This window comes from Acidovorax facilis, from assembly GCF_050626955.1.
In the GTDB taxonomy this organism is placed as follows: domain Bacteria; phylum Pseudomonadota; class Gammaproteobacteria; order Burkholderiales; family Burkholderiaceae_C; genus Acidovorax; species Acidovorax facilis.
The window spans coordinates 2,360,118-2,384,398 of record NZ_CP192460.1 but is presented as its reverse complement, the minus strand read 5'-3'; the positions used below and the strand labels follow the sequence as shown (position 1 = coordinate 2,384,398).

The 24,281-nt window shown below is 63.1% G+C and carries 23 protein-coding genes; 14 read left to right on the top strand and 9 right to left on the bottom strand.

Annotated elements, in window-relative coordinates:
- Window positions 1-245 precede the first annotated feature (245 nt).
- From ACQ4MJ_RS10735 to ACQ4MJ_RS10710, 6 genes are all read left to right on the top strand, one after another.
- Complete coding sequence (locus tag ACQ4MJ_RS10735) at window positions 246-1,496, top strand: ROK family transcriptional regulator (protein WP_431152723.1); 1,251 nt, start codon at window positions 246-248, stop codon at window positions 1,494-1,496.
- On the top strand, window positions 1,493-2,983 hold the full coding sequence (locus ACQ4MJ_RS10730) for a sugar ABC transporter ATP-binding protein (protein ID WP_431152725.1): 1,491 nt from the start codon (window positions 1,493-1,495) through the stop codon (window positions 2,981-2,983). The genes ACQ4MJ_RS10735 and ACQ4MJ_RS10730 overlap by 4 nt, the downstream gene beginning before the upstream one ends.
- The gene (locus ACQ4MJ_RS10725; RefSeq protein ID WP_010461100.1) at window positions 2,964-3,980 is read left to right on the top strand and encodes an ABC transporter permease; all 1,017 of its coding nucleotides are present in this window, start codon (window positions 2,964-2,966) and stop codon (window positions 3,978-3,980) included. The genes ACQ4MJ_RS10730 and ACQ4MJ_RS10725 overlap by 20 nt, the downstream gene beginning before the upstream one ends.
- 94 nt (window positions 3,981-4,074) lie before the next feature.
- Entirely contained in the window at window positions 4,075-5,055 is a 981-nt protein-coding gene (locus tag ACQ4MJ_RS10720; RefSeq protein WP_431152726.1) for a substrate-binding domain-containing protein, read from the top strand.
- 330 nt (window positions 5,056-5,385) lie between these two features.
- The gene (locus tag ACQ4MJ_RS10715; RefSeq protein ID WP_431152727.1) at window positions 5,386-6,396 is read left to right on the top strand and encodes a sugar phosphate isomerase/epimerase family protein; all 1,011 of its coding nucleotides are present in this window, start codon (window positions 5,386-5,388) and stop codon (window positions 6,394-6,396) included.
- Between the two features lie 57 nt (window positions 6,397-6,453).
- Window positions 6,454-7,638, top strand: coding sequence for a Gfo/Idh/MocA family protein (locus ACQ4MJ_RS10710; protein ID WP_431152728.1), 1,185 nt, complete (start codon window positions 6,454-6,456; stop codon window positions 7,636-7,638).
- An 84-nt stretch (window positions 7,639-7,722) separates the two neighbouring features.
- Here ACQ4MJ_RS10710 and ACQ4MJ_RS10705 read toward each other — a convergent pair whose 3' ends face one another.
- Both ACQ4MJ_RS10705 and ACQ4MJ_RS10700 read right to left on the bottom strand, forming a co-directional pair.
- A complete protein-coding gene (locus ACQ4MJ_RS10705; protein WP_010461104.1) occupies window positions 7,723-8,073 on the bottom strand; it encodes a hypothetical protein in 351 nt (116 codons plus the stop codon).
- 194 nt (window positions 8,074-8,267) lie between these two features.
- Window positions 8,268-9,608, bottom strand: coding sequence for a GNAT family N-acetyltransferase (locus tag ACQ4MJ_RS10700; protein ID WP_431152729.1), 1,341 nt, complete (start codon window positions 9,606-9,608; stop codon window positions 8,268-8,270).
- A gap of 80 nt (window positions 9,609-9,688) precedes the next feature.
- Here ACQ4MJ_RS10700 and ACQ4MJ_RS10695 point away from each other — a divergent pair, with 80 nt between their 5' ends.
- Window positions 9,689-11,347, top strand: coding sequence for an NAD+ synthase (locus ACQ4MJ_RS10695; RefSeq protein ID WP_431152730.1), 1,659 nt, complete (start codon window positions 9,689-9,691; stop codon window positions 11,345-11,347).
- A 55-nt stretch (window positions 11,348-11,402) separates the two neighbouring features.
- A complete protein-coding gene (locus ACQ4MJ_RS10690; protein WP_007857855.1) occupies window positions 11,403-11,741 on the top strand; it encodes a P-II family nitrogen regulator in 339 nt (112 codons plus the stop codon).
- Between the two features lie 112 nt (window positions 11,742-11,853).
- Here ACQ4MJ_RS10690 and ACQ4MJ_RS10685 read toward each other — a convergent pair whose 3' ends face one another.
- Genes ACQ4MJ_RS10685 through ACQ4MJ_RS10660 form a run of 6 tightly spaced genes read right to left on the bottom strand, consistent with a single transcriptional unit; the run spans window position 11,854 to window position 15,433 of the window.
- Window positions 11,854-12,447, bottom strand: coding sequence for a TIGR00730 family Rossman fold protein (locus tag ACQ4MJ_RS10685; RefSeq protein WP_228894852.1), 594 nt, complete (start codon window positions 12,445-12,447; stop codon window positions 11,854-11,856).
- A complete protein-coding gene (locus ACQ4MJ_RS10680; RefSeq protein ID WP_431152731.1) occupies window positions 12,440-12,850 on the bottom strand; it encodes a diacylglycerol kinase in 411 nt (136 codons plus the stop codon). Before ACQ4MJ_RS10680 ends, ACQ4MJ_RS10685 begins: the two co-directional genes overlap by 8 nt.
- A gap of 55 nt (window positions 12,851-12,905) precedes the next feature.
- The gene (locus ACQ4MJ_RS10675; RefSeq protein ID WP_055393768.1) at window positions 12,906-13,454 is read right to left on the bottom strand and encodes an RDD family protein; all 549 of its coding nucleotides are present in this window, start codon (window positions 13,452-13,454) and stop codon (window positions 12,906-12,908) included.
- A 45-nt stretch (window positions 13,455-13,499) separates the two neighbouring features.
- Complete coding sequence (locus ACQ4MJ_RS10670) at window positions 13,500-14,390, bottom strand: DUF3106 domain-containing protein (protein ID WP_121506720.1); 891 nt, start codon at window positions 14,388-14,390, stop codon at window positions 13,500-13,502.
- 24 nt (window positions 14,391-14,414) lie between these two features.
- The gene (locus tag ACQ4MJ_RS10665) at window positions 14,415-14,867 is read right to left on the bottom strand and encodes a DUF3619 family protein (RefSeq protein WP_121506719.1); all 453 of its coding nucleotides are present in this window, start codon (window positions 14,865-14,867) and stop codon (window positions 14,415-14,417) included.
- Window positions 14,864-15,433, bottom strand: a complete 570-nt coding sequence (locus ACQ4MJ_RS10660) for an RNA polymerase sigma factor (RefSeq protein WP_121419806.1) — start codon at window positions 15,431-15,433, stop codon at window positions 14,864-14,866. Before ACQ4MJ_RS10660 ends, ACQ4MJ_RS10665 begins: the two co-directional genes overlap by 4 nt.
- Before the next feature lie 294 nt (window positions 15,434-15,727).
- On the opposite strand from ACQ4MJ_RS10660, the gene ACQ4MJ_RS10655 reads away from it, so the two are divergent.
- The 6 genes from ACQ4MJ_RS10655 (at window position 15,728) to pbpG (ending at window position 23,211) form a co-directional block, all read left to right on the top strand.
- Window positions 15,728-17,521: an acetolactate synthase 3 catalytic subunit gene (locus ACQ4MJ_RS10655; protein ID WP_431152732.1), complete on the top strand. Its 1,794-nt coding sequence runs from the start codon at window positions 15,728-15,730 to the stop codon at window positions 17,519-17,521.
- 149 nt (window positions 17,522-17,670) lie between these two features.
- Window positions 17,671-18,162 carry an acetolactate synthase small subunit gene (ilvN, locus tag ACQ4MJ_RS10650; protein WP_007857867.1) on the top strand — a complete coding sequence of 164 codons (492 nt, stop codon included), beginning with the start codon at window positions 17,671-17,673 and terminating at the stop codon, window positions 18,160-18,162.
- Between the two features lie 61 nt (window positions 18,163-18,223).
- Entirely contained in the window at window positions 18,224-19,240 is a 1,017-nt protein-coding gene (ilvC, locus tag ACQ4MJ_RS10645; RefSeq protein WP_055393779.1) for a ketol-acid reductoisomerase, read from the top strand.
- Between the two features lie 192 nt (window positions 19,241-19,432).
- On the top strand, window positions 19,433-20,266 hold the full coding sequence (gene pssA, locus ACQ4MJ_RS10640; RefSeq protein ID WP_055393781.1) for a CDP-diacylglycerol--serine O-phosphatidyltransferase: 834 nt from the start codon (window positions 19,433-19,435) through the stop codon (window positions 20,264-20,266).
- Window positions 20,267-20,479: 213 nt separating this feature from the next.
- Entirely contained in the window at window positions 20,480-22,018 is a 1,539-nt protein-coding gene (locus tag ACQ4MJ_RS10635) for a 2-isopropylmalate synthase (protein WP_121419808.1), read from the top strand.
- Window positions 22,019-22,134: 116 nt separating this feature from the next.
- Window positions 22,135-23,211 (top strand): D-alanyl-D-alanine endopeptidase, encoded by a 1,077-nt coding sequence (gene pbpG / locus ACQ4MJ_RS10630; RefSeq protein ID WP_431152733.1) that lies wholly within the window; start codon window positions 22,135-22,137, stop codon window positions 23,209-23,211.
- A 199-nt stretch (window positions 23,212-23,410) separates the two neighbouring features.
- Here pbpG and ACQ4MJ_RS10625 read toward each other — a convergent pair whose 3' ends face one another.
- Window positions 23,411-24,238, bottom strand: coding sequence for an IclR family transcriptional regulator (locus tag ACQ4MJ_RS10625; RefSeq protein WP_055393786.1), 828 nt, complete (start codon window positions 24,236-24,238; stop codon window positions 23,411-23,413).
- Window positions 24,239-24,281 lie beyond the last annotated feature (43 nt).

Below are 24,281 nucleotides of genomic sequence, written 5' to 3'. Positions count from 1 at the left end.
CCTAGCCGTAGTAGCGTCGACTAGTACTTATGGTGCACTTCAATTAAAAGGCGTCTAGTTAGTATCCCTTACGAGGTATGCAGTCGCTGCGTACATCTCGGCCTTCTTAAGGTTTCTACAGCTTGGTCGTGTGGACAGATTTAGGTCAAAGTTCAGTCTTGCCCGGCCAAAGTAGACCGCATAGCATCCCTGTCAAGCACCCACCCCCATGAGGTGCTGCACAAAAACATGACAGGAGACAAGCCTTGCCATCCACCCGTTGGAGTCACTGCGGCGCCGAAGACCTGAGCGTCTTGCAGACCATCTTTTGGTCCGCTGGCGCGTCGCGCAATGCGCTGGCGCAGCGCCTGGCCTATTCCAAGAGCAAGGCCAACGCCATGGTCGCTGCGCTGCTGGACGAGGGCCTGCTCGACGAGGTGGGCCTGCAGGAATCCTCTGGCGGCCGGCGTGCCGAAACTCTGCGTTTGAGCGACACCCTGGGCGTGGTGATTGGCGCCGACCTGGGCGCCACCAGCATGCAAGTCGCGGTGATGCGGCCCGACATGACTGTGCTGGCGCGGCACCGCGAGCCCATTGATGTGCGCCAGGGGCCGGGCGTGATCCTGGCGCGGGTGCGGGGGCTGATGCGCGAGCTGCTGGCGCGCTGCGGGCTGGCCGCCCACCAGGTGATTGCCATTGGCATGGGCGTGCCGGGGCCGGTGGATTTTGAAAGCGGGCAGCTCGTCAACCCGCCGCTGATGCCCGACTGGGACGGCTTCTCGATCCGCGACTACCTGCGCGAGGCGTTTGCCGCGCCGGTGTTTGTGGACAACGACGTGAACCTGATGGCGCTGGGCGAGATGTACCGGCTGCAGCGTAATCTGCCCAACTTCTTGGTCATCAAGGTGGGCACGGGCATTGGCTGCGGCATTGTGTGCCACGGGCAGGTGTACCGGGGCGCCAATGGCTCGGCGGGCGACGTGGGCCACATCTGTGTGGACCAGCACGGCCCGCGGTGCCATTGCGGCAACCAGGGCTGTGTGGAGGCGATGGCCGCAGCGCCCGCCATGGCGCGCATGGCCGTCGAGGCCGCGCAGCGCGGCGAGAGCGCCCTGCTGGCCGAGCGGCTGCAAAGCACCGGCACGCTGACGATTGAAGACGTGGCCCAGGCCAGCCGCACGGGCGATGTGGCGGCCAACGCCATCATCCAGCGCGCGGGCAGCCTGGTGGGGCAGATGCTGGCGTCCATCGTCAACTTCTTCAACCCGTCGCATGTGTTCATTGCGGGGCGGGTGACGGACATGGGGCCGCTGTTCCTCGCATCGGTGCGGCAAAGCGTGTACCACCGGTCGCTGGCGCTGTCTACGCGGCACCTGGAGATTCAATACGCGCCGCTGGCCGACGATGCGGGTGTGGTGGGTGCTGGTGTGCTGGCGATGCAGGAGAGCCTGTCACGCGCGGGCTCGGTGGCGGGTGCGGGCGTTGGAGCAGTTGTAGGAACAGGGGCAGTGCGATGAGCGTCGCTGTTGAGTTCCGCAACGTCACCAAGGAGTTTGGCCCCGTGCGGGTGTTGCACGGGGTGGACTTTGCGCTGCAGCCGGGCCGCGTGTACGGCCTGCTGGGCGAGAACGGCGCGGGCAAGTCCACGCTGATGAAGATTCTGGCGGGGTACGAGAGCCCGACCACCGGCGAGGTGGTGGTGGACGGCGCGGTGCGTGCCCCGGGCGGCGGCTCGCGCGCGGCCGAGGCGCAGGGCATTGTGCTGATCCACCAGGAGTTCAACCTGGCGGACGACCTGACGATTGCGCAGAACATCTTCTTGGGCCACGAGATCAAGAGGGGCCCCTTCCTGGACGACAAGGCAATGCGCGAGAAGACGCGCGAGGCGCTTGCCAAAGTGGGCCTGCCGCTGGACCCGGACACGCGGGTGCGCAAGCTCATCGTGGCCGAAAAGCAGCTGGTGGAGATTGCCCGCGCGCTGGCCCGCAATGCGCGCCTGCTCATCATGGACGAGCCCACCGCCACGCTGACCCCGGGCGAGACAGAGCGCCTGTTTGCGCTGATGGCCGGGCTGAAGGCTGCGGGCGTGACCATCATCTACATATCGCACAAGCTCGATGAAGTGGAGCGCACCACCGACGAGGTGGTGGTGATGCGCGACGGCCTGCTGGTGGCGCGCGAGGCCACGGCCAGCGTGACGCGGCGGCAGATGGCCAACCTGATGGTGGGCCGCGAGTTGGCGGATTTGTTTCCGCCCAAGCTGCCCGCGCCTGCGGGTGGCGAGCCGGCCATCCAGGTGCGCGGCCTCACGGTGCCGGGCTGGGCCGAGGATGTGAGTTTTGACGTGCGGCGCGGCGAGATTCTGGGCTTTGCCGGGCTGGTGGGCGCTGGCCGCACCGAGCTGTTCGAAGGCCTGCTGGGCCTGCGCCCGCGCTCGGTCGGCACGGTGGAGCTGGCGGGCAAGCCGGTGAATTTGAAAAGCCCGCGCGATGCGGCGCGCCACGGCCTCACGTACCTGAGTGAAGACCGCAAGGGCAAGGGCTTGCATGTGCACTTTGGCCTGCGGCCCAACCTGACGCTGATGGCGCTGGAGCGCTATGCCAAGCCCTGGCTCGACCCGGCGGCCGAGCAGGCTGCGCTGCGCGATGCGGTGCAGGAGTTCGGCATCCGCACCGGCTCGCTCGAAGTGCGCGCGTCGTCGCTGTCGGGCGGCAACCAGCAAAAGCTGGCGCTGGCCAAGGTGCTGCACCCCGGCCCCAGCGTGGTGGTGCTGGACGAGCCCACGCGCGGCGTGGACGTGGGCGCCAAGCGTGAGATCTACCACCTGGTGCAGCGCCTGGCAGAGCAGGGGCTTGCTGTTGTGGTGATCTCGTCAGAACTGATGGAGCTGATCGGCCTGTGCCACCGCGTGGCGGTGATGCGCGCCGGGCGGCTGCAGACCACGCTGCAAGAGCCCCATTTGACCGAAGAGGAGTTGATTGCACATGCCACAGGTACCCGCTGAAAACGCCACTACTGCAGCGGGCCGCCACGGCGGCGCCACGGCCTGGTGGGGCAAGTTGCACGGGCTGGGCCCGGTCATCGGCTTGGTGCTGCTGTGCATTGCGGGCACGCTGCTCAACAGCAACTTCGCCACCTACGACAACGTGATGAACGTGCTCACGCGCACCGCCTTCATCGGCATCATCGCGGTGGGCATGTGCTTCGTCATCATCTCGGGCGGCATCGACCTGTCGGTGGGGTCGATGGCGGCGCTGATCGCAGGCTCGGTCATCCTGTTCATGAACGCGATGGCGCCCGTGCTGGGCTCGCCCATGGCGGCCGTGGTGGTGGGCATGCTGCTGGCCGTGGTGCTGGGCGCGGTGTTCGGGCTGGTGCATGGCCTGCTCATCACCAAGGGCCGCATCGAGCCTTTCATCGTCACGCTGGGCACGCTGGGCATCTTCCGCGCGTACCTCACGTATTTTTCGAACGGCGGGGCCATCACGCTGGAGAACGACCTGTCGGACATCTACAGCCCGGTGTACTACGCCAATCTGCTTGGGGTGCCGATTCCGGTGTGGATCTTCCTGCTGGTGGCTGTCATCGGCGGCGTCATCCTGAACCGCACGGCCTATGGCCGCTATGTGCAGGCCATCGGCTCCAACGAGCAGGTGGCGCAGTACGCGGCGGTGGATGTGCACAAGATCAAGATCCTCACCTACATGCTGCTCGGCGTGTGCGTGGGCATTGCCACGCTGCTGTATGTGCCGCGCCTGGGCTCTGCATCGCCCACCACGGGCCTCTTGTGGGAGCTGGAGGCGATTGCCGCCGTCATCGTGGGCGGCACGGTGTTGAAGGGCGGGGCGGGCAGCATCACCGGCACGGTGGTGGGGGCCATCCTGCTCTCGGTCATCAGCAACATCCTCAACCTCACCAGCATCATCAGCGTGTACCTGAATGCTGCGGTGCAGGGGTTCGTGATCATCGCGGTCGCTTTCATGCAGAGGGGCAAGCGGTGATGGATCTTCGGTTTTCTCGGTAGGTCATTTGACTTTCGTGTTCCCCAGCCGGCCAGCTTCCATGGCCATATTCCAAAGCAACAGGAGACAACGCATGAACAGCCAACTTTCTTCTTTCACCCGCCGCCTGGCCCTCTCGGCCGTGGGCGCCGCCGCCTTCGCATTGGCCGCCCCTGCCATGGCGCAGGCCAACAAGACGGTGGTGGGCGTGGCCATTCCGTCGGCCACGCACGGCTTTACCGGCGGCATCGTCTACTGGGCCAACCAGGCCAAGAAGGACCTGGAGAAGGCCCACCCCGGCCTGCAGGTCATCGTGAAGACCGCAGGTGGCGCGCCCGAGCAGGCCAACCAGCTGCAAGACCTGGTGACGGTGAACAAGATCAACGCATTGGTCATCTTCCCGTTCGAATCCGCCGCGCTGACCAAGCCCGTGGCCCAGGTCAAGGCCAAGGGCGTGTACGTGACGGTGGTGGACCGGGGCCTGACCGACACCAGCGCGCAGGACGCGTATGTGGCCGGTGACAACACGGCCTTTGGCAAGATTCCAGCCGAGTACATCGCCAAGGCGCTGGGCGGCAAGGGCAACGTGGTGGCCATGCGCGGCATTGCGACCACGCTGGACAACGAGCGCATGGACGCGTTCACCAGCGTGCTGAAGAACCACCCCGGCATCAAGCTGCTGGACGCCAAGTACGCCAACTGGAACCGCGACGACGCCTTCAAGGTGATGCAGGACTATCTGACCCGCTTCCCGCAGATCGACGCCGTGTGGGCCGCCGACGACGACATGGCCGTTGGCGTGCTCAAGGCCATCGAGCAGGCCAAGCGCAAGGACATCAAGCTGGTGTTTGGCGGCGCAGGTGCCAAGGGCATGATCAAGACGCTGATGGACGGCAGCAACCCGCTCATCCAGGCCAACGTGTCGTACAGCCCCAAGTTCATCTACGACTCGATCAAGCTCACGGCCGAGGCGCGGATCAAGGGCGAGAAGCTGCCCGCCAACACCATCATTCCGTCGGTGCTGATCACCAAGGAAACGGCGAAGGATTTCTACTTCCCGGACTCACCGTTCTGATGGCGTCAATGTGAGTCAAGTTGCCTGATCAGGAACATCGCTCAGATGAGGACATCAGCCCCCGCACCCTCAGCGGCGCTGGGTGTTACACCCTCTCCCCTCGCGGGAGAGGGTGGGGGAGAGGGGGGGCTGCACCCGCGCCGTGCCCGTTTCACTCCCCCCTCTCCCCGGCCCTCTCCCACCAGGGGAGAGGGAGTGATGGGCGATCTGAGATGTATGAAAAATCAAGCCAAATTGGCCTCTAGCGCTTATCCAGTAAGCGCTAGCAGCTATTGAAAATATAGCTTATAGCCGCTTCGAACCTGCAACCCAACGTCCCTTGGAGCCACCATGCCAAGACCCGTCACCCTCTTCACCGGCCAGTGGGCCGACCTGCCTTTGGCAGAACTTGCGCCCCTGGCCAAAAGCATGGGCTACGACGGCCTGGAGCTGGCGTGCTGGGGCGACCATTTCAACGTGCAGGAGGCGCTGTCTTCGCCCCAGTACGTCAAAGACAAACACGCACTGCTGGCCCAGCACGGCCTGCAGTGTTTTGCCATCGGCAACCACCTGGTGGGCCAGGCAGTGTGCGATCTGATCGACGAGCGCCACCAGTCCATCCTGCCGCCCCATGTGTGGGGCGATGGCGAGCCCGAGGGGGTGCGCCAGCGCGCAGCTAGCGAGCTGGCAGACACGGCGCGCGCTGCCGCGAACTTTGGCGTGAAGACGGTGACGGGCTTTACCGGCTCGTCGGTGTGGCATTCGATCTATGCCTTTCCGCCCACCACGCAGGAATACTGGGACAAGGGCTTTGCTGATTTTGCGAAGCGCTTTGGCCCCATCCTCGATGTGTTCGAGCAGCATGACATCAACTTTGCACTCGAAGTGCACCCCACCGAGATCGCGTTTGACATCGCCTCGGCCGAGCGCGCGATTGCAGCCGTAGGCGGCAATAAGCGCTTCGGCTTCAACTTCGACCCCAGCCACCTGGCCTACCAGGGCGTGGACTACATCAAGTTCATCCGCCAGTTTGGCGATCGCATCTACAACGCCCACATGAAGGACGTGTGGTGGGGCAAGGGTGACGGCACGGTGGGCGTGTTTGGCGGGCACACCAGCTTTGGCGATGCGCGGCGGAACTGGGACTTTCGCAGCGTGGGACGCGGGATGATCGATTTCGAATCCATCATCGTTGCGCTCAACGACATCGGCTACCAGGGCCCGCTCTCGGTGGAGTGGGAAGACAGCCGCATGGACCGCGTGCACGGCGCCACGGAGAGCGCGGCGTTCTGCAAGCGGCTGGATTTCAAGCCCGCAGTCGGCGCGTTCGACGCCGTGTTTGCGCGCGACAAGCAGGCCTAGCCGCTCTCCGTCCATAAAACCGATAACAACAACACACAGCGAGCAAAGGCGTTTCGTATGTCCAGTCCCCAAAAGCTCCGCTACGCCATGGTGGGCGGCGGCCACGGCGCCTTCATCGGCGCGGTGCACCGCAAGGCGATGGCGCTCGACGGCCAGTTTGAACTGGTGGCTGGCGCGCTGTCATCCTCGCCCGAGCGGGCGCTCGCATCCGGCGCCGAACTGGGCCTGGCGGCTGACCGCAACCACGGCAGCTGGCAGGACCTGCTGGCCGACGAACTGCGCCGCCCGGCGCATGAGCGCATCGACCTGGTGAGCATCGTCACCCCCAACCATGTGCACCACCCGGTGGCGTTGGCGTTTGTGCAGGCGGGCTTCCACGTGGTGTGCGACAAGCCGCTGGTGCACACCCGCGCGCAGGCCGACGAGCTGGTGGCCGCCGTGAAGAAGGCCGGCACCGTGTTCGGCGTGACCTACAACTACACCGGCTATCCCATGGTGCGCGAGGCGCGCCACCTGGTGCAAAGCGGTGCGCTGGGTACGCTGCGCAAAGTGACCGTGGAATACAACCAGGGCTGGCTGGCCACGGCGGTGGAGCAGGGCGGCGGCAACAAGCAGGCCGACTGGCGGCTGGACCCGGCGCGCAGCGGCAGCGCAGGCACGCTGGGCGACATCGGATCGCACGCCGAAAACCTGGCCGCCACCGTCACCGGCCAGCATCCCGCCTGGGTGTGTGCGGACCTCACCTCCTTTGGCGCCGGGCGCAGACTGGATGACGACGCCCAACTGCTGCTGCGCTATGACAGCGGCGCACGCGGCTTCATCGTGGCATCGCAAGTGGCAGCGGGGTTGGAGAACGACCTGCGCCTGCAGGTGTCGGGCACGCTGGGCACCATCACTTGGCGGCAAGAAGAACCCAACCAGCTCATCCACTCCCCCGTGGACGGCCCGCGCCGCATCCTCACGCGCGGCTCGCCGTGGCTGTGCGAATCGGCGCGGCGCGCCGGGCGCATCCCAGCGGGGCACCCCGAGGCGTTCATCGAAGCCTTTGCCAACATCTACCTGGGTGTGGCGGCCGACATCCGCGCGCGTGCCGCTGGCCGCGCGGCCGACCCTTTGGCGGCCGACTATCCGCGCGTGGAGGATGGTGCCGAGGGGGTGCGCTTTATCGAAAAGGTGGTGGAGTCCGCTGCGAGCGAGCGCAAGTGGACCGCATTGGCCTACTCGGCTGGCCCGAATGGTTGAATCAGATTGGCCCGCAGCGCTTGTCAGGAAAGCGCAGACAGCTATTTATCTGTGAGCGGTTGACGGGCCGTCTGCAGCCGTTGGTCAGTTGCCTGCCAGCTGAAACCGCTGGTCAAAGTTCATCTTGCCCAGCACACGCAGTGCCGCCGTGCGGGTGGCGTTGTCTACCTTGCTGATGTCCAGGCTGTAGCGCTTGGCGGTGGACACCACGTCCACGCTTTTGGGGCCCCACTGCACCGCGACCAGCAGGGCGGGGCGCTGGCCCGCTTCGGCACCCACCGACACACCGCGCTGCTCGGGCCGCAGCATGAATTCCAGCCGGGGGGTGCGTACCAGGGTGAGGCGGTGGGCACCCTGTGGGCCCAGCGCGAACGAGACGACCCAGTCGTCTTCGTCTTCCACCGTCAGAAATGGGACATGCTGCGGAGCGGCCATGGTGAGGGTGCTGTGGGTTGACGGGCGGGCGGATGGGCCGCCGTGGTGCGCAGCCCGGGTGCGGGCGGCCGCCAGTATGCCGTTGCAAAAGCTGTGCCGAGGTCGGGAGAACCCGAGGTTGGGCGCATCCAACGCGCTAGTTGCGTTGTCAGGCTGGTGCAAGCTGGTGTGGGGCGGGCTGACTTTGCGCTGGCTCAGGCTGTCTTGAACGGGCTGCGTTCGTGCAGCTCGCTCAGGTACTCGGCCACCCCGGCGCCTTCGCGCTGCAGGAACCGCTCCACCGCGTCGGCAAAAGCCGGGTGCGCCAGCCAGTGGGCGCTGGTGGCCTGCACGGGCAGCAGGGCGCGGGCCATCTTGTGCTCGCCCTGGGCGCCGCCCTCAAAGCGGATCACGCCGTGATCGATGCACCACTGCAGCGGCTGGTAGTAGCACGCTTCAAAGTGCAGGCAGTCCACGCGCTCCAGCGCGCCCCAATACCGGCCGTAGGCCACAATGTTTTGGTCTTTTTGGCTGCCAGCGCTAGATGGTAAAGCGCTGATAGCTATCAAACTGCTAGCAATTGGCTGGCCGTCGCGCTCGGCCACAAACAGCAGCCAGGCCCCGGGCATGTGGGCCGCCATGCGGGCGAAGAAGTCCCGCGTGAGGTAGGGCGGGTTGCCGTGTTCGAGGTAGGTGCGCTCGTAGCAGCGGTAGAAAAAATCCCAGTCGGCTGCGCTGATGTCCGCGCCGCGCGACCAGCGGAAGGTGACCCCGGCATCGGCTACGCGGCGGCGCTCCTGGCGGATCTTTTTGCGCTTGTCCTGGGCGAGGCTGGCAAGGAAGTGGTCGAAGTCTTTGAAGGGTTGGCCCGAGCCGCCGCCGGGCAAGGTGCTGTCGGGGGAGGGGGCATCAGACGCAACGGGGAGCGTGGGGGCAACGTTCTCGCCGCCGCCGGGCCGCCCCAAGGCGGTGAGGGCCCCCTCGGGGGGCAGCGAACCACGCGCAGCGGGGAGCGTGGGGGCCACATTCTTCCAATGAAATTGCACGGTGTGCCGCAGCATCAGGTCTTGCTGCGCACTGGTCAGCACGTCGTCGTCGCTGGCAAACAGGATGTGCACGGACGACACGTTTTCGTCCTCGCACCACTGGCACACCACCTGCACCAGCAGAGCGCGTGCAGCATCGTCACGGGCCAAAAGGCGGCTGCCCGGCACGGGGGTGAAGGGCACGGCGATCACGGCCTTGGGGTAGTAGGGCACGCCGTGCTGCTCGTAGGCGCTGGCCCAGGCCCAGTCGAACACGTACTCGCCGTAGGAGTGGTTCTTGAGGTACAGCGGGCAGGCGGCGATCAGGGTGTCGCCCTCCCACAGGGTCATGAAGCGCGGCGCCCAGCCGGTGCGTGGGGTGGCGCTGTCGCTGGTCTCCAGGGCGGCCAGGTACTCGTGGCGCATGAAGGGCGTGGGGTGGCTTTGCTGGGCCAGCAGGGTGTTCCAGGCCGCAGCATCCACGTCCAGCGCAGTGGCAAGTACGCGGGCGATAATGGCAGATTCAGCCATGCACGCCCCGGTTTTGTTTTGCAAGCTGCGGGCCCGTGTGGGCGGTGTTCAACCTGGCCGCAGGGGCCGATTCCAGTTCCATGACGCTCTCCATTTGCACTGCGCAGCTCAACTTTGTTGTGGGCGACATGCCCGGCAACGCCCAAAAGATCATTGCGGCGGCCCGCGAGGCTTATGCCCAGGGCGCCCGTTTGCTGCTGACGCCTGAGCTGGCGATTTGCGGCTATGCGGCCGAAGACCTGTTCCTGCGCCCCGCCTTCATTGCGGCCTGTGATGATGCCGTGAAAACCGTGGCCCGCGAGACTGCGGGGTTGAAAGGCCTGGCCATTGTGCTGGGCCACCCGCAGGCCGTGGCGCCCGATGCTCCGGCGTTCAGCGCTTGCTTCAATGCCGCCAGCGTGCTGCGCGATGGGCAGATCGAGCAGACCTATGCCAAGCGCGAACTGCCCAACTACCAGGTGTTTGACGAGCGCCGCTACTTTGTGGCGGGCGACAAGCCTTGCATCTTCGAGGTGGAAGGCGTGCGCGTGGGGGTGCTGGTGTGCGAAGACGCGTGGTTTGCCACCCCTGCACGCGATGCCGCAGCAGCGGGGGCACAAATGCTGGCGGTGATCAATGCATCGCCTTTCCACCTGGGCAAGAGCGCCGAGCGCGAAGCCACCATGCGCGAGCGTGTGGCCGAGACGGGCCTGCCGCTGGTGTACGCGCACCTGGTCGGCGGGCAGGATGAGGTGGTGTTTGAAGGCCGCTCGTTCGCGCTCAACGCCGATGGCTTGGTGGCCTGCCGGGGGCCGGGTTTTGAAGAAAAACTGGTGTTCGCGCAGGTCCATCAAGCACGATCCGCTATCAAAATTGAAGCAGACGTAGCTCCAGAGAAAAGCCTGGAGGCTGACCTGTGGGATGCCCTGGTGCTGGGCGTGCGCGACTATGTGGGCAAGAACGGCTTCCCTGGCGCGCTGCTCGGGCTGTCGGGGGGCATCGATTCGGCCCTGGTGCTGGCGGTGGCCGTGGATGCGCTGGGGGCCGACAAGGTGCGCACGGTGATGATGCCTTCGCCCTACACGGCCGACATCAGCTGGATCGACGCTCGCGACATGGCCGCGCGCATGGGTGTGCGCTATGACGAGATCTCGATCAAGCCGCAGTTCGAGGCCTTCAAGGCCGCACTGGCCAGCGATTTTGCAGGGCTGCCCGAAGACACGACCGAAGAAAACCTGCAGGCGCGCATCCGGGGCACGCTGCTCATGGCGCTGTCCAACAAGTTCGGCTCCATCGTGCTCACCACGGGTAACAAGAGCGAGATGTCCACGGGCTACTGCACGCTGTACGGTGACATGGCAGGGGGCTTCGCCGTGATCAAGGACGTGGCCAAGACCCGCGTGTTCGACCTGGCCCGCTGGCGCAACGCCAACGACCCGTATGGCACGTGCGCCAGTCCGATTCCAGAGCGCATCATCACGCGCCCGCCCAGCGCCGAGCTGCGGCCCGACCAGAAAGACCAGGACAGCCTGCCGCCCTACGAGGTGCTGGACGCCATCGTGGCGCGCTACATGGAGAACGACGAGCCCATCGAGTCCATCATCGCCAGCGGCTTTGAACGTGCCGATGTGGAGCGTGTCACGCGCCTCATCAAGCTCAACGAGTACAAGCGCCGCCAGGCGCCGGTAGGGATTCGCGTCACGCGCCGCAGCTTTGGCAAGGACTGGCGTTACCCTATCACCAGCAAATTCAGGGCGTGACGCTTCGGCGCTGCGCTTTCAGACCCCTTTTTTTACATCCTCCAGGAGACCCGCCATGAAAATGATCACCGCCGTCATCAAGCCCTTCAAGCTCGAAGAAGTCCGCGAAGCCCTGGCCGAGTGTGGCGTGACCGGTCTCACCGTGACCGAGGTGAAGGGTTTTGGCCGTCAGAAGGGCCACACCGAGCTGTACCGTGGCGCCGAGTACGTGGTGGACTTCCTGCCCAAGGTCAAGGTCGAGGTTGTCGTGAAAACCGAGGACGTGGACCGCTGTGTGGACGCCATCGTGAATGTGGCGCGCACCGGCAAGATTGGCGACGGCAAGATTTTTGTGACGGCCGTGGAGCGAGTGGTGCGTATCCGTACTGGGGATCTGGACGACGCGGCTGTATAAGCCCCCCCTGAGTCGCTGCGCACCTTCCCCCTGAGGGGGACGCCACCAGTGGCCTGGCAAAGCCATTTCCACGGTGGCACTGGCCTTGCGCTGCGCCAGTTTTTGAAGGCCGTTAGATCACCGAGCGCAGCGGGACGGGCGCTTGGTCGGGGCCGGCGTCTTGCACCAGCGTGCGCAGCAGTGCCTCGGCATCGGTAGAGGCGTGCAGCAGGCCCATCTGCCATTCGCCCATGAAGCCGCTGGCCACGCTGGTCTGCAGAAAGCCCAGCAGGCCATCGTAGTAGCCGGCCACATTGAGCAGGCCGAGGGGCTTGTCGTGGTAGCCCAGCTGGCGCCAGGTCCACACTTCAAACAGTTCTTCAAAGGTGCCGATACCGCCGGGCAGGGCCAAAAAGGCATCGCTGCGCTCGGCCATCATGGCCTTGCGTTCGTGCATGGTCTGCACGATGTGCAACTCATCGCATTGGCGGTTGGCCAGCTCTTTGTCGACCAGCGCCTGGGGAATCACGCCCACCACGCGCCCGCCCGCAAGCCGCGTGGCCTCGGCCACCGTACCCATGAGGCCGCTGCGGCCGCCGCCATACACCAGCTGGCCGCCGTGCTGGCCAATCCATTGACCCACGGCTTTGGCAGCGTCGGCAAAGGCCGCGTTCTCGCCAGGTCGCGAGCCGCAATACACACACACGGAAAAAGTCGGTTCAGCCATGGAAAATCCTCTGAAAAACCGCTGCACCCCAGATGCCCGCGCACAGCAGCAAGGCCAGCAGCACGGCAGCGCTGCCCATGTCCTTGGCGCGTTTGGAAAGGTCGTGCCACTCGGGGCCGATGCGGTCGATGGCGGTTTCGATGCCGGTGTTGAGCAACTCCACGATCATCACGATCACCACCGAGCCTGCCAGCAGCGCGGTTTCTACCCAGCTTTGCCCCAGCCAGAGAGACGCGGGCAGCAGCACCAGGGCGGCAATGGCTTCCTGGCGGAATGCCTTTTCGTTCCAGCCTGCGCGAAGGCCTTCGATGGAGTAACCCGCAGCGTGCCAGATGCGGTTCAAGCCCGTGCGGGCCTTCTGGGGGTTGGCGGGCGCGGAGGACTCGGGTGGGGACAGGGGCATAGGGATATTGTGTCGCAGCCGCATGACAGCGGGCGTTGCAGCCCGCGCGCGGGTGCTACTTTTTCGGAAGCTCGAAGTGCACCAGGCGCGTGCCTGCCAGGGCGTCGTGCCAGAACTGCCGCTCGGGATGAAAGCGGCTCAGGATGGCCCAGATGGCAACCCAGCCGAACAGCAGCACCAGCACTTCAATGGCCGAGACCCCCAACAGATAGGCTGCCAAGGGCGGCAGGAACCACACCCAGCTCAGCAGGTAGCGCAGTAGCGCACGCGCCTGGGTGATGGGTTGCCCGGCGGTGTCCACCACACGGATGAGCCAGGTCTTTTGAGCCAGGGTCTGGCCTTTGGCCCAGAACCAGGTGAAGTAAATGCCAAACACCACAAACAGAAAGGCCTGCAGGGCGTGCCGGTTGTCCAAGGCGTGGCGGGTTTGGCTCAGGGTGCCGAACAGGTAGCCTGCAATGAAGACCACCCCGAACATGAGCATGCCCTCATACAGCCAGCAGGCCATGCGGCGCCACAAATTGGGCGTGGGGCCGAGGGCGGCGGAAGAGGTCTTTGCAGAGAGGGATGCCTGCGGTGCTGGGGCGGGAGGGGTGGCGGTCATTCCAGAAGGCGAAAGCAAGGCGGAGAGTGTCGGCCAGCGACGGGACTACTGAGGATACAGGCCAGAGTTGTCGGGAGTGACCATGGGCGCTGTTGTCGCAGGTGTTTCTGCAGAACCTGCGCCCAGAGGGGGGAGTGCTGCTGGTACTGCCACCGGAATCGAGACGGGGGCAGTCTCGACCACGTTGGAGGCCGGATTTTGCGTGGGCACGCCGGTCGCCGGGGGCGCCGTGGGGGTGACCGGTGCCGCCACACGGGGGGCGCTGTGGTCGAGCACGGGCGGAATCTTCGGTGCGTTGGGGCGGCTGGGGTTGGCCTGCGTGGCCGCCGGAACCTGGGCCAGCTTTTTGGGCGACACGGGGCGCAAGGCCGTGGCGGCGCCCTTGGGCTTGGGGGCGGCACGCGCAGCCAGCGCACGTTTTTCCTCGTCGGACAGCGCCTGGTAGGCCTCCCACTGGGCGCGTTTGTCGTCGCGGGCAAGCCGGTTGGTGACTGCATAGTTCAGCCGGGCCTGGTTGCGCTGCTGTGCGCTCAGGCTGGCCCAGTCCGTCATGCGGTCATGAAATTTGGCCTGTTCTTCTTCAGGAAGCGCCGAAAAATTGGCGGCCAGCGCAAGCCAGCGGCGCTTTTGCGTTTCGCTGATGAGTGCCCAGCGCTCTGCCAGTGGGTACAGCGCCAGTTTCTGGGGCGTGGTCAGGGTTTCCCAGCCCGGGCCGGTCTCGACCTGTGGCACTGCCATGGCGCCAGGCCGGGTGGACGTGCGGGCATTGTTGGGGCTGGCAACCGCAGCTTCAGCCCCCGCAGGCAGCAGGGTGCCGGGTGCCATGCGCATCTGTACCAGCACCTGGCCACCCACCGCTGCGAGCACGCCCAAGAGCGCCAAAGCCAGCACGAAGGCTGGCAGGGCAGGGGAAGCGTCGGGTGAACTTGGGTGCATGCAGTACGCGGTCGGGGGCGAGGCTCAGTTCGACGGGGCAGAGGTTTTGAGGAATTGTACGAAGCCAGGGTCAGCGTAGGCTGCTGGTGGCAAATCGTCGGTCAAAAGGGCTGCATCGACTTCGGCCAGGTCATTGGCGCTGCTTTCGTCCTGGGCAATGTTGATGACCACCAGCCCCACCACCAGTGCCATCAGCGGAACGGCAGACACCAGTGCATTCCACCAGCCGCCACCCTCGTTGCCGCCACGGCCCAGCGTGGCACTGCCACCCGCATGCACCACAACGGGTGCCGCCAGACGCACCGGCACGGTGTCTTTCTTGCGCTTGGCAAGGGCTTGCATGCGCGAGGCGCGCAGCCGTTCGGAAATGTCGTAAGGCAATTCGTCGGTGCCGCTGGACAAGCGCGCCGTGACGCGCAGTGCAAAGCGCTCTGCCGCAGCTTCTGCCTGTGTCGATGGGGTCTGTACAGTGTTCATGGCTCGATTCCTTTGGCCTTCAGTGCCTTGCTGAGGGTTTGTATGGCACGAAAACAGTGCGTTTTGACGCTGCCTTCGGAGCAGCCCATGGCGGCTGCCGTTTCTGCTACATCCATTTCTTCCCAGTAACGCATCAGGAACGCTTCCCGTTGACGTGGAGGCAGCTCGGCAATCTCGGCTTCGATCCCGTGAAAGATCTGCGCCCGCCGGGTCAGATCCTCAGCGCTCTCTGCCCGTTCCCCATTTTCTGGTCCTGAATACGCTTCAAGCAGATCAAAATCCATGCCATCTTCGCCGGGACCTTCAAAGTCGCTCATGCTCGAAAACAGTGCATTGCGGGTTTTCTGGCGGCGAAACCAGTCCAGCGTGCAGTTGGAAAGTATGCGCTGGTAGAGCATGGGCAGCTCAGCCGCTGGCTTGTCACCATAGTGCTCTGCCAGCTTGAGCATGCTGTCCTGCACGATGTCGAGCGCCGCTTCCTCATTGCGAACGTGGTAGACCGAGCGCTTGAATGCGCGCTTTTCTACACTTTTGAGGAAGTCGGAGAGTTCTCGTTCGGTTGCCAAGACGGGTCAGCCCGGGAGGGGATCGGTGCCGGTGAGCTCACAAAAATGTGGCTATCCGGCACGTGGAGCCTTTGATTATCGCATCCGCCGGGGTTTTTTTCGGGGGATGGCAGTTTTACATGTGTTGCAGTGCGATAATCGCCACTGCAATTCAAAAGGCAAACGGGTCACGGTCCGGCGCGGCAATCATCCCGCCCATGTCCTTGGCCTCAAGTTCCAAGCTGGCTTCACAAGAGCGCATGTTAGGAGCACCCAAGGTTTTTCGTCAGAGAAATTCACAAAGGTTGATCGATCATGGAAATCTCCAAGGCTGAAATCTCTTCAGCGGCCGCTGCTTCGCAGGGCAACACCTCCCCCGCTTCCGCTGCTCAGGACCTCATGGGTTCCGAGATCCTCATCAAGTCGCTTCAGGCTGAGAACGTTCAGTACATCTGGGGCTATCCCGGCGGTGCCGTTCTCTACATCTACGACGCGCTCTACAAACAAGACACCATCCAGCACGTGCTGGTGCGCCATGAGCAGGCTGCCGTACACGCTGCTGACGGCTACGCCCGCGCCACGGGTGAAGTGGGTGTTGCGCTGGTCACATCCGGTCCAGGTCTCACCAACGCAGTGACCGGTATCGCTACGGCGTACATGGACAGCATCCCGATGGTGATCATTTCCGGACAGGTGCCCACGCCCGCCATTGGGCTGGATGCCTTCCAGGAGTGCGACACGGTCGGTATTACCCGCCCCATCGTCAAACACAATTTCCTCGTCAAAGACCCGCGCGATCTGGCCATGACGATGAAGAAGGCCTTCCACATTGCCCGCACCGGCCGCCCCGGCCCCGTGGTGGTGGATGTGCCCAAGGACGTTTCCTTCAAGAAGGTGCCGTACAGTGGCTATCCACAAAGCGTGGAAATGCGCTCGTACAACCCTGTGCGCAAGGGCCATGGTGGTCAGATTCGCAAGGCGCTGCAACTCCTGCTGGCGGCCAAGCGTCCCTACATCTACACCGGCGGTGGCGTGCTGTTGGGCAATGCCACCAATGAGTTGCGCACGCTGGTGGACATGCTGGGCTACCCGGTCACCAACACGCTGATGGGCCTGGGTGCATACCCCGCGTCGGACCGCAAGTTCCTGGGCATGCTGGGCATGCACGGCACCATCGAGGCCAACAACGCCATGCAGAACTGCGACGTGCTGCTGGCTGTGGGCGCGCGTTTTGATGACCGCGTGATCGGCAACCCCAAGCACTTTGCGCAGAACGACCGCAAGATCATCCACGTTGATATTGACCCGTCGAGCATTTCCAAGCGCGTGAAGGTCGATATCCCGATCGTCGGCGACGTCAAGGACGTGCTCACCGAGCTGATCTCCATGATCCGCGAGAGCAGCACGCGCCCTGACGCAGGTGCTCTGGCCGCCTGGTGGGACACCATCGAAGGCTGGCGCAAGCGCGACTGCCTCAAGTACAGCATGGGCAGCCCAGACGTCATCAAGCCCCAGTACGTGGTCGAGACGCTGTGGAACATGACCAAGGACGCGGACACCTACATCACGTCCGACGTGGGCCAGCACCAGATGTGGGCCGCGCAGTACTACCGCTTTGACGAGCCACGCCGCTGGATCAACTCTGGCGGCCTGGGCACCATGGGCGTGGGCATCCCGTACGCCATGGGCATCAAGCTGGCAAAGCCGCAATCCGAGGTGTTCTGTATCACTGGCGAAGGCTCGGTGCAGATGAACATCCAGGAGCTGTCCACCTGCCTGCAGTACAACACGCCGATCAAGATCTGCTCGCTGAACAACCGCTACCTGGGCATGGTGCGGCAGTGGCAGGAGATCGAATACTCCGGCCGCTACAGCCACAGCTACATGGACGCGCTGCCCAACTTCGTGAAGCTGGCAGAGGCGTACGGCCATGTGGGCATGTTGATCGAGAGCCCCAAGGACGTAGAGCCTGCTCTGCGTGAAGCCCGCAAGCTCAAGGACCGCACCGTGTTCATGGACTTCCGCACCGACCCCACCGAGAACGTGTTCCCGATGGTCCAGGCCGGCAAGGGCATTACCGAGATGCTGCTGGGGTCGGAAGATCTTTAATTTAGCATCAAATTGGCCTTCAGCGCTTGTTCATCAAGCGCTACCAGCTATCGAATAGATAGCATTCACTTTTTTGACGAATCTATTGCCTGCCAAGCCCGTGCATTACCGTGCACGGGGGAGGGCAGCGAAAAGAGGAATCTGCACCTATGAAACACATCATTGCCGTTCTGCTGGAAAACGAACCCGGTGCGCTGTCGCGCGTTGTCGGCCTGTTTTCTGCCCGTGGTTACAACATCGAATCGCTCACCGTGGCGCCCACTGAGGATCCATCGCTCTCGCGCATGACGATCCAGACCACGGGCTCCGACGATGTGATCGAACAGATCACCAAGCATCTGAACCGCCTCATTGAGGTCGTGAAGGTGGTGGATCTCACCGAAGGTGCCTACACCGAGCGCGAGCTCATGATGGTGAAGGTGCGCGCGGTGGGCAAGGAGCGCGAGGAGATGAAGCGCATGGCCGACATCTTCCGTGGCCGCATCATCGACGTGACCGAGAAGAGCTACACGATTGAGCTGACCGGCGACCAGTCGAAGAACGACGCTTTTCTGCAGGCCATTGACCGCACCGCCATCTTGGAAACCGTACGTACGGGTGCCAGCGGCATCGGCCGCGGCGAGCGCATCTTGCGCGTGTAAGACAATTCACCCCGTTTTTCCCATTTCAACCCCCAACAACGCATTTCAACCGGAGCGACCCATGAAAGTTTTCTACGACAAAGACACCGACCTGAGCCTGATCAAAGGCAAGACCGTGGCCATCATCGGCTACGGCTCGCAGGGCCATGCCCACGCACAAAACCTGAACGACAGTGGCGTGAAGGTCGTGGTCGGCCTGCGCAAGGGCGGTGCATCGTGGGACAAGGTCGGCAAGGCTGGCCTGACGGTTCTGGAAGTCAACGACGCCGTCAAATCCGCTGACGTGGTCATGATCCTGCTGCCCGACGAAGACATCGCAGCCGTCTACAAGAACAACGTCGAACCCAACATCAAGCAAGGCGCCTCGCTGGCCTTTGCCCACGGCTTCAACGTGCACTACAACCAAGTCGTGCCCCGTGCTGACCTGGACGTGTGGATGGTGGCGCCCAAGGCCCCTGGCCACACCGTGCGCAACACCTACACCCAAGGCGGCGGCGTGCCCCACCTGGTGGCCGTGCACCAAGACAAGTCCGGCAAGGCCCGTGACTTGGCCCTGAGCTACGCAGCTGCCAACGGCGGCGGCAAAGCCGGCATCATCGAGACCAACTTCAAGGAAGAAACCGAGACCGACCTGTTCGGCGAACAAGCCGTGTTGTGCGGCGGTGCCGTCGAGCTGATCAAGATGGGTTACGAAACCCTGGTTGAAGCCGGCTACGCCCCTGAAATGGCCTACTTCGAATGCCTGCACGAGCTCAAGCTCATCGTAGACCTGATCTACGAAGGCGGCATTGCCAACATGAACTACTCGATCTCGAACAATGCCGAGTACGGTGAGTACGTGACCGGCCCTGAAGTGATCAACGAGCAGTCGCGCGCCGCCATGCGCAATGCCTTGAAGCGCATCCAGAACGGCGACTACGCCAAGATGTTCATCCAGGAAGGCCGTCTGAACTATCCATCGATGACAGCCCGTCGCCGCAACACGGCCGACCACAGCATCGAAAAGGTGGGCGGCCAACTGCGCGCCATGATGCCCTGGATCGCCAAGAACAAGCTGGTCGATCAGACCCGCAACTGATTCTCCATCGCTGGAGCATCACGAGGCCACTTCGGTGGCCTTTTTCGTTGGCGGTCGGTCCTGTTGGCAGGCGCTACACTGCGACCTTCGCCTTGATGGCGCGCGGCGATCTGTCTGTGAAGCGGGAGTTGCCGGATACTATAAATTTAATAGCTGCTCACGCAATATGGGCAAGCGCTGGAGGTCAATTTAATGCATGACGGCAATGAATCCACCGACAACCCCGGTGTGATGGTGCGCAAACGGCGCAAGGGCATCTACATCCTGCCCAACCTGTTCACGCTGGCGGCATTGTTTGGGGGCTTCTATTCGATCGTGATGGCTATGAATGGCCGTTTCGACATGGCGGCCGTGGGCGTTTTTTGTGCGATGGTGCTCGATAGCCTCGATGGTCGGGTAGCGCGCATGACCAATACCCAGAGTGCGTTTGGCGAGCAGATGGATTCGCTTTCCGACATGGTGTCCTTTGGGGCGGCGCCTGCCCTGATCGCCTATGAGTGGTCCCTCCAGGGGCTGGGCCGCTGGGGCTGGATTGCCGCATTTGTGTACTGTGCCTGTGCCGCGCTTCGCTTGGCGCGCTTCAATGTGAATACCGGCGTGGTGGACAAGCGCTATTTTCAGGGGCTGCCTTCGCCAGCCGCTGCAGCTTTGGTGGCGGGGTTCATCTGGCTGATGACCGAGCTGGGCGTGCATCCTGGTGAAGACCACTGGCTGACCTGGAGTCAGACGACCTGGATCATGTTCGCATTCACGCTGTACGCGGGGCTCACCATGGTGACCAATGTGCCGTTCTACAGCTTCAAGGATGTGCAGATGAAAAAGAGCGTGCCTTTTGCAGCCATTGTGTTGATCGCGCTGGGCATTGCCATCATCAACATCCACCCGCCCATCGTGCTGTTTGGTGTGTTCGTGTTCTACGGCCTGAGCGGTTACGGCGTGTACGCCTGGCGCAAGGCCAAAGGACAGCACAGCAGCGTGATCAGCACCTCGACGGACGAACCGGACGAACGTGGACTGCACAAGTGATTGGAATGATGTCTGGCCAGTTGTGCTACATTGCACCGCATGAATTCGTTTGCACTGGCTCTACTGCTACCTCCCTACGGGCGGAGACAGTAGGCGCACGCGCACACTTTTTCCACAAAGGCCCGTATGCACCCGCAACGGGCCTTTTGTTTTGGGCGCCAGATTTTTAGTGTTGCGGGCCAATTCCACCCCACCAGTATCAGGAGAAACAACATGGCTGACAAACTCATCATTTTCGACACGACCTTGCGCGATGGCGAGCAGTCCCCCGGCGCCTCGATGACCAAGGATGAGAAGCTGCGCATTGCCCGCCAGCTGGAGCGCCTGAAGGTGGACGTGATCGAAGCCGGTTTTGCGGCCAGCTCGAACGGAGATTTCGAGGCGGTGCAGGCGATAGCCAATGCCATCAGGGAGTCCACCATCTGCTCGCTGTCGCGCGCCAATGACCGCGACATTTCCCGCGCAGCAGAAGCGCTTGCAGGGGCGAACAGCGCGCGCATCCATACGTTCATTGCCACCAGCCCGCTGCACATGGAAAAGAAGCTGCGCATGACGCCAGAGCAAGTGCTGGAGCAGGCCAAGCAGTCGGTGCGTTTTGCGCGCAACCTGGTGGGAGATATTGAGTTCAGCCCCGAAGATGGCTACCGCAGCGACCCAGACTTCCTGTGCCGCGTGCTCGAAGCTGTGATCGCCGAGGGTGCCACGACCATCAATGTGCCCGACACCGTGGGCTATGCCATCCCCGAGCTGTACGGCAACTTCATCAAGACCCTGCGCGAGCGCATTCCCAACAGCGACAAGGCCATCTGGTCCGTGCACTGCCACAACGACCTCGGCATGGCCGTGGCCAATTCGCTGGCCGGTGTGAAGATTGGCGGCGCGCGCCAGGTGGAATGCACGATCAATGGTCTGGGTGAGCGCGCTGGCAACTGTTCTCTCGAAGAGGTGGTGATGGCGGTCAAGACCCGCCGCGACTATTTCAACCTCGATCTCAACATTGATACCCAGCACATCGTTGCGGCCAGCCGAATGGTCAGTCAGACCACGGGGTTCGTGGTGCAGCCGAACAAGGCCGTGGTGGGGGCCAATGCCTTTGCGCACGCCAGTGGCATCCACCAGGATGGCGTGCTCAAGGCGCGCGATACCTACGAAATCATGCGTGCCGAGGATGTGGGCTGGAGCGCCAACAAGATCGTGTTGGGCAAGCTCAGCGGCCGCAACGCCTTCAAGCAGCGCCTGCAGGAACTGGGTGTGAGCCTGGACAGTGAAACCGAAGTCAACACCGCTTTCACGCGCTTCAAGGAGCTGGCCGATCGCAAGAGCGAGATTTTTGACGAAGACATCCTGGCGCTGGTGAGTGATGAGAGCGTGACCAGCGAAAGGGAACAATATGGCTTTGTCTCTCTGTTCCAGCAGAGCGAAACGGGTGAGCACCCCCGAGCACGCATCGTCTTTACGGTAGATGGCCAGGAGGTGCGGGGCGAGTCCGAAGGAAACGGCCCTGTGGATGCCTCACTCAAGGCCATCGAATCGCATGTGAAGAGTGGTGCGGAGATGGTGCTGTACTCGGTGAACGCCATCAGCGGCTCGACAGAGAGCCAAGGCGAGGTCACAGTGCGCCTGCAGAACAGTGGCCGCGTGGTCAACGGCGTCGGAGCAGACCCCGATATCGTGGTCGCTTCGGCCAAGGCCTATCTGAGTGCGCTGAACAAGTTACAAAGTAAAGCTGACCGGGTGGCTGCACAGGGTTGAATGATCAATTTATAATTTCATTCACTTTCTTGGAAAGTCGCGCAAGGTATTGATCTTGCGCGACTTTTTTTGATTCTGTACACTGCTCAACACTTATTACCGTTTGGAGCACTTTGATGCACCATCGCCACCGCGCCGCAGTGACCCGTTTTTTCCAGCTTTTGGGCTTTGTCGTCGTCAGTACGGCGCTGGTTGTGCCGATTGCGCACTCAGGGGAGCGCTCCAAGGCGCCAGCCAAAAAGCAGCAAGTCAATTCGGCCAATGCCAAGCGCGCTGCTCCGGCCCGCAAGGTCGCTACCAATACCCGGGCCGTGCGTGTCACGGCCAAGACCGCCAAGGCGCCGACCCGTGTGGCCTTTGTGCCTGCCAAGCAGTCGTTCGGGCAAATGGCGGGGCTGCATGAGGTGAGTGATCCGCTGGACCTGAAGTCCAGCGTCGCACTCGTCATCGACCAGGACACGCATGAAGTCCTGCTCAGCAAGAATGATCAGGCCGTGCTTCCCATTGCGTCCCTGACCAAGCTCATGACGGGCTTGCTGATTTCCCAGGCCAAGCTGCCGATGGATGAGCCCATTACGATCACCCAGGATGACGTTGATACTGAAAAAGGCAGCCGCTCGCGCCTGACCGTGGGCTCTACGTTGACCCGGGGCGAGATGCTGCACCTGGCGCTCATGTCCAGCGAGAACCGCGCAGCGCATGCGCTGGGTCGTACGTACCCTGGTGGCCTCGAAGCGTTTGTTGTGCAGATGAATGTCAAGGCCCGCCTGCTCGGCATGACCGATACCCGTTATGTTGAGCCAACCGGCCTTTCCAGCCGCAACCAGTCCAGCGCACGTGACCTGGCTACTTTGGTGAATGTGGCGCATGGTGATCCCCTGCTGCGCGAACTGTCCACGTCACCGGGATATGAGGTGGCAGTGGGTCCCAAAACATTGCAGTACAACAACACCAATGGGCTGGTAAAAAACCCCACCTGGGACATTGGCCTCCAGAAAACCGGCTACATCTCGGAAGCAGGGCGCTGCCTGGTGATGCAAACCCAGATCGCTGGGCGCAAGCTCATCATGGTGTTTCTGGACTCGGCGGGCAAATTCAGCCGCCTGGGTGATGCTGAGCGTGTGCGCCATTGGGTGGAGTCGATGCCGTCATTGACGGCGCCTTTGCAGGCCCGTGCAGGGTCCAATGGGTGAGGCAGCTAGTCCTGTAGCTTGTACATCCTTCCCTGGTGCGCCAAGCATTTGGTGCTGGTAGCGTCGGCGGGATTTCGTGCCGACTGCCTTGTGCGCTGATTTGATGGATCCACCGGCCGACCGGGCATCACTGCCCGCGTCGGTTTTTTTTCAAGGATCAGGCCCGGCTGCGGCTGCGGTAGCTGTTGTGTCCCGAGGCTCAGCGAAGTCCCGGACGCAAACCCGCATCACCGGATGCCGACGCTTCCATGCTGGGTGTGTGACCCAGAGCCAGAGAAATTTCGTTGGCCGTGGCTTGGAGCTTGGGAAGCCATCCTTCGTCCAGTCGATCAGCGGGTGCTGATATGGACAGTCCGGCTACCAGCTTGCCTTGGTCATCGTAGACGCCAGCGGCCATGCAGCGCACGCCCAGTTCCAGCTCTTCGTTGTCGCGGGCAATACCGTACTGGCGTGCTTTGGCGAGTTCGCGCTCCAGGATGGGCAATTGGGTGATGCTGTTGCGGGTGTGTCCGGCCAGACCGGTTCGGGTGGCGTAGGCCCGCACGCGCTGGGGGTCGTCCAGGGCCAGAAAGAGCTTGCCTGTGGAGGTAAGGTGCAGAGGGGCCCGTCCGCCAATGGCGCGCACCACCTGCATGCCGGAGCGTTCACTGTAGGCACGTTCGACATACACAATCTCGTCGCCCTGGCGCATGCTCAGATTGACGGGCTGCTGGATCAGCTTGTGAAGATTGCGCATCGGGGTCAGGGCGGCATCGCGCACGCTCAGGCGCGCTTTTACGAGGTTGCCCAGTTCCAGCAGGCGCATGCCCAGTCGGTAGCTGCCCGATTCTGGCCGATCCACGAAACGGCCAATCGTGAGGTCGTTCAGGATGCGGTGCGTGGTGGACGGGTGCAGCCCTGTTTTCTCGCTGATTTCCTTGAGAGATATCGCCTCTTCGCGTGACGCCAGAACATCGATCAGCGTAAACATGCGCTCAAGCACCTGAACGCTGGGTTTGACGGGGATGCTGGGATCGTTTTTTTTCATGGACGGCGATGCAGTGACGGCCGCAGCATTTTATCTTGTGAAA

Bases quoted from the DNA above. Each gene is read 5' to 3' on its own strand.
- ACQ4MJ_RS10700 (WP_431152729.1), bottom strand. From the start codon at position 9,608: ATGGCTGAATCTGCCATTATCGCCCGCGTACTTGCCACTGCGCTGGAC.
- ACQ4MJ_RS10685 (WP_228894852.1), bottom strand. From the start codon at position 12,447: ATGGCTGAACCGACTTTTTCCGTGTGTGTGTATTGCGGCTCGCGACCT.
- ACQ4MJ_RS10675 (WP_055393768.1), bottom strand. From the start codon at position 13,454: ATGACCGCCACCCCTCCCGCCCCAGCACCGCAGGCATCCCTCTCTGCA.
- ACQ4MJ_RS10695 (WP_431152730.1), top strand. From the start codon at position 9,689: ATGACGCTCTCCATTTGCACTGCGCAGCTCAACTTTGTTGTGGGCGAC.
- ACQ4MJ_RS10715 (WP_431152727.1), top strand. From the start codon at position 5,386: ATGCCAAGACCCGTCACCCTCTTCACCGGCCAGTGGGCCGACCTGCCT.
- ACQ4MJ_RS10635 (WP_121419808.1), top strand. From the start codon at position 20,480: ATGGCTGACAAACTCATCATTTTCGACACGACCTTGCGCGATGGCGAG.
- ACQ4MJ_RS10690 (WP_007857855.1), top strand. From the start codon at position 11,403: ATGAAAATGATCACCGCCGTCATCAAGCCCTTCAAGCTCGAAGAAGTC.
- ACQ4MJ_RS10725 (WP_010461100.1), top strand. From the start codon at position 2,964: ATGCCACAGGTACCCGCTGAAAACGCCACTACTGCAGCGGGCCGCCAC.
- ACQ4MJ_RS10670 (WP_121506720.1), bottom strand. From the start codon at position 14,390: ATGCACCCAAGTTCACCCGACGCTTCCCCTGCCCTGCCAGCCTTCGTG.
- ilvN (WP_007857867.1), top strand. From the start codon at position 17,671: ATGAAACACATCATTGCCGTTCTGCTGGAAAACGAACCCGGTGCGCTG.
- ilvC (WP_055393779.1), top strand. From the start codon at position 18,224: ATGAAAGTTTTCTACGACAAAGACACCGACCTGAGCCTGATCAAAGGC.
- ACQ4MJ_RS10705 (WP_010461104.1), bottom strand. From the start codon at position 8,073: ATGGCCGCTCCGCAGCATGTCCCATTTCTGACGGTGGAAGACGAAGAC.
- ACQ4MJ_RS10655 (WP_431152732.1), top strand. From the start codon at position 15,728: ATGGAAATCTCCAAGGCTGAAATCTCTTCAGCGGCCGCTGCTTCGCAG.
- pssA (WP_055393781.1), top strand. From the start codon at position 19,433: ATGCATGACGGCAATGAATCCACCGACAACCCCGGTGTGATGGTGCGC.
- ACQ4MJ_RS10680 (WP_431152731.1), bottom strand. From the start codon at position 12,850: ATGCCCCTGTCCCCACCCGAGTCCTCCGCGCCCGCCAACCCCCAGAAG.
- ACQ4MJ_RS10625 (WP_055393786.1), bottom strand. From the start codon at position 24,238: ATGAAAAAAAACGATCCCAGCATCCCCGTCAAACCCAGCGTTCAGGTG.
- ACQ4MJ_RS10730 (WP_431152725.1), top strand. From the start codon at position 1,493: ATGAGCGTCGCTGTTGAGTTCCGCAACGTCACCAAGGAGTTTGGCCCC.
- pbpG (WP_431152733.1), top strand. From the start codon at position 22,135: ATGCACCATCGCCACCGCGCCGCAGTGACCCGTTTTTTCCAGCTTTTG.
- ACQ4MJ_RS10720 (WP_431152726.1), top strand. From the start codon at position 4,075: ATGAACAGCCAACTTTCTTCTTTCACCCGCCGCCTGGCCCTCTCGGCC.
- ACQ4MJ_RS10710 (WP_431152728.1), top strand. From the start codon at position 6,454: ATGTCCAGTCCCCAAAAGCTCCGCTACGCCATGGTGGGCGGCGGCCAC.
- ACQ4MJ_RS10665 (WP_121506719.1), bottom strand. From the start codon at position 14,867: ATGAACACTGTACAGACCCCATCGACACAGGCAGAAGCTGCGGCAGAG.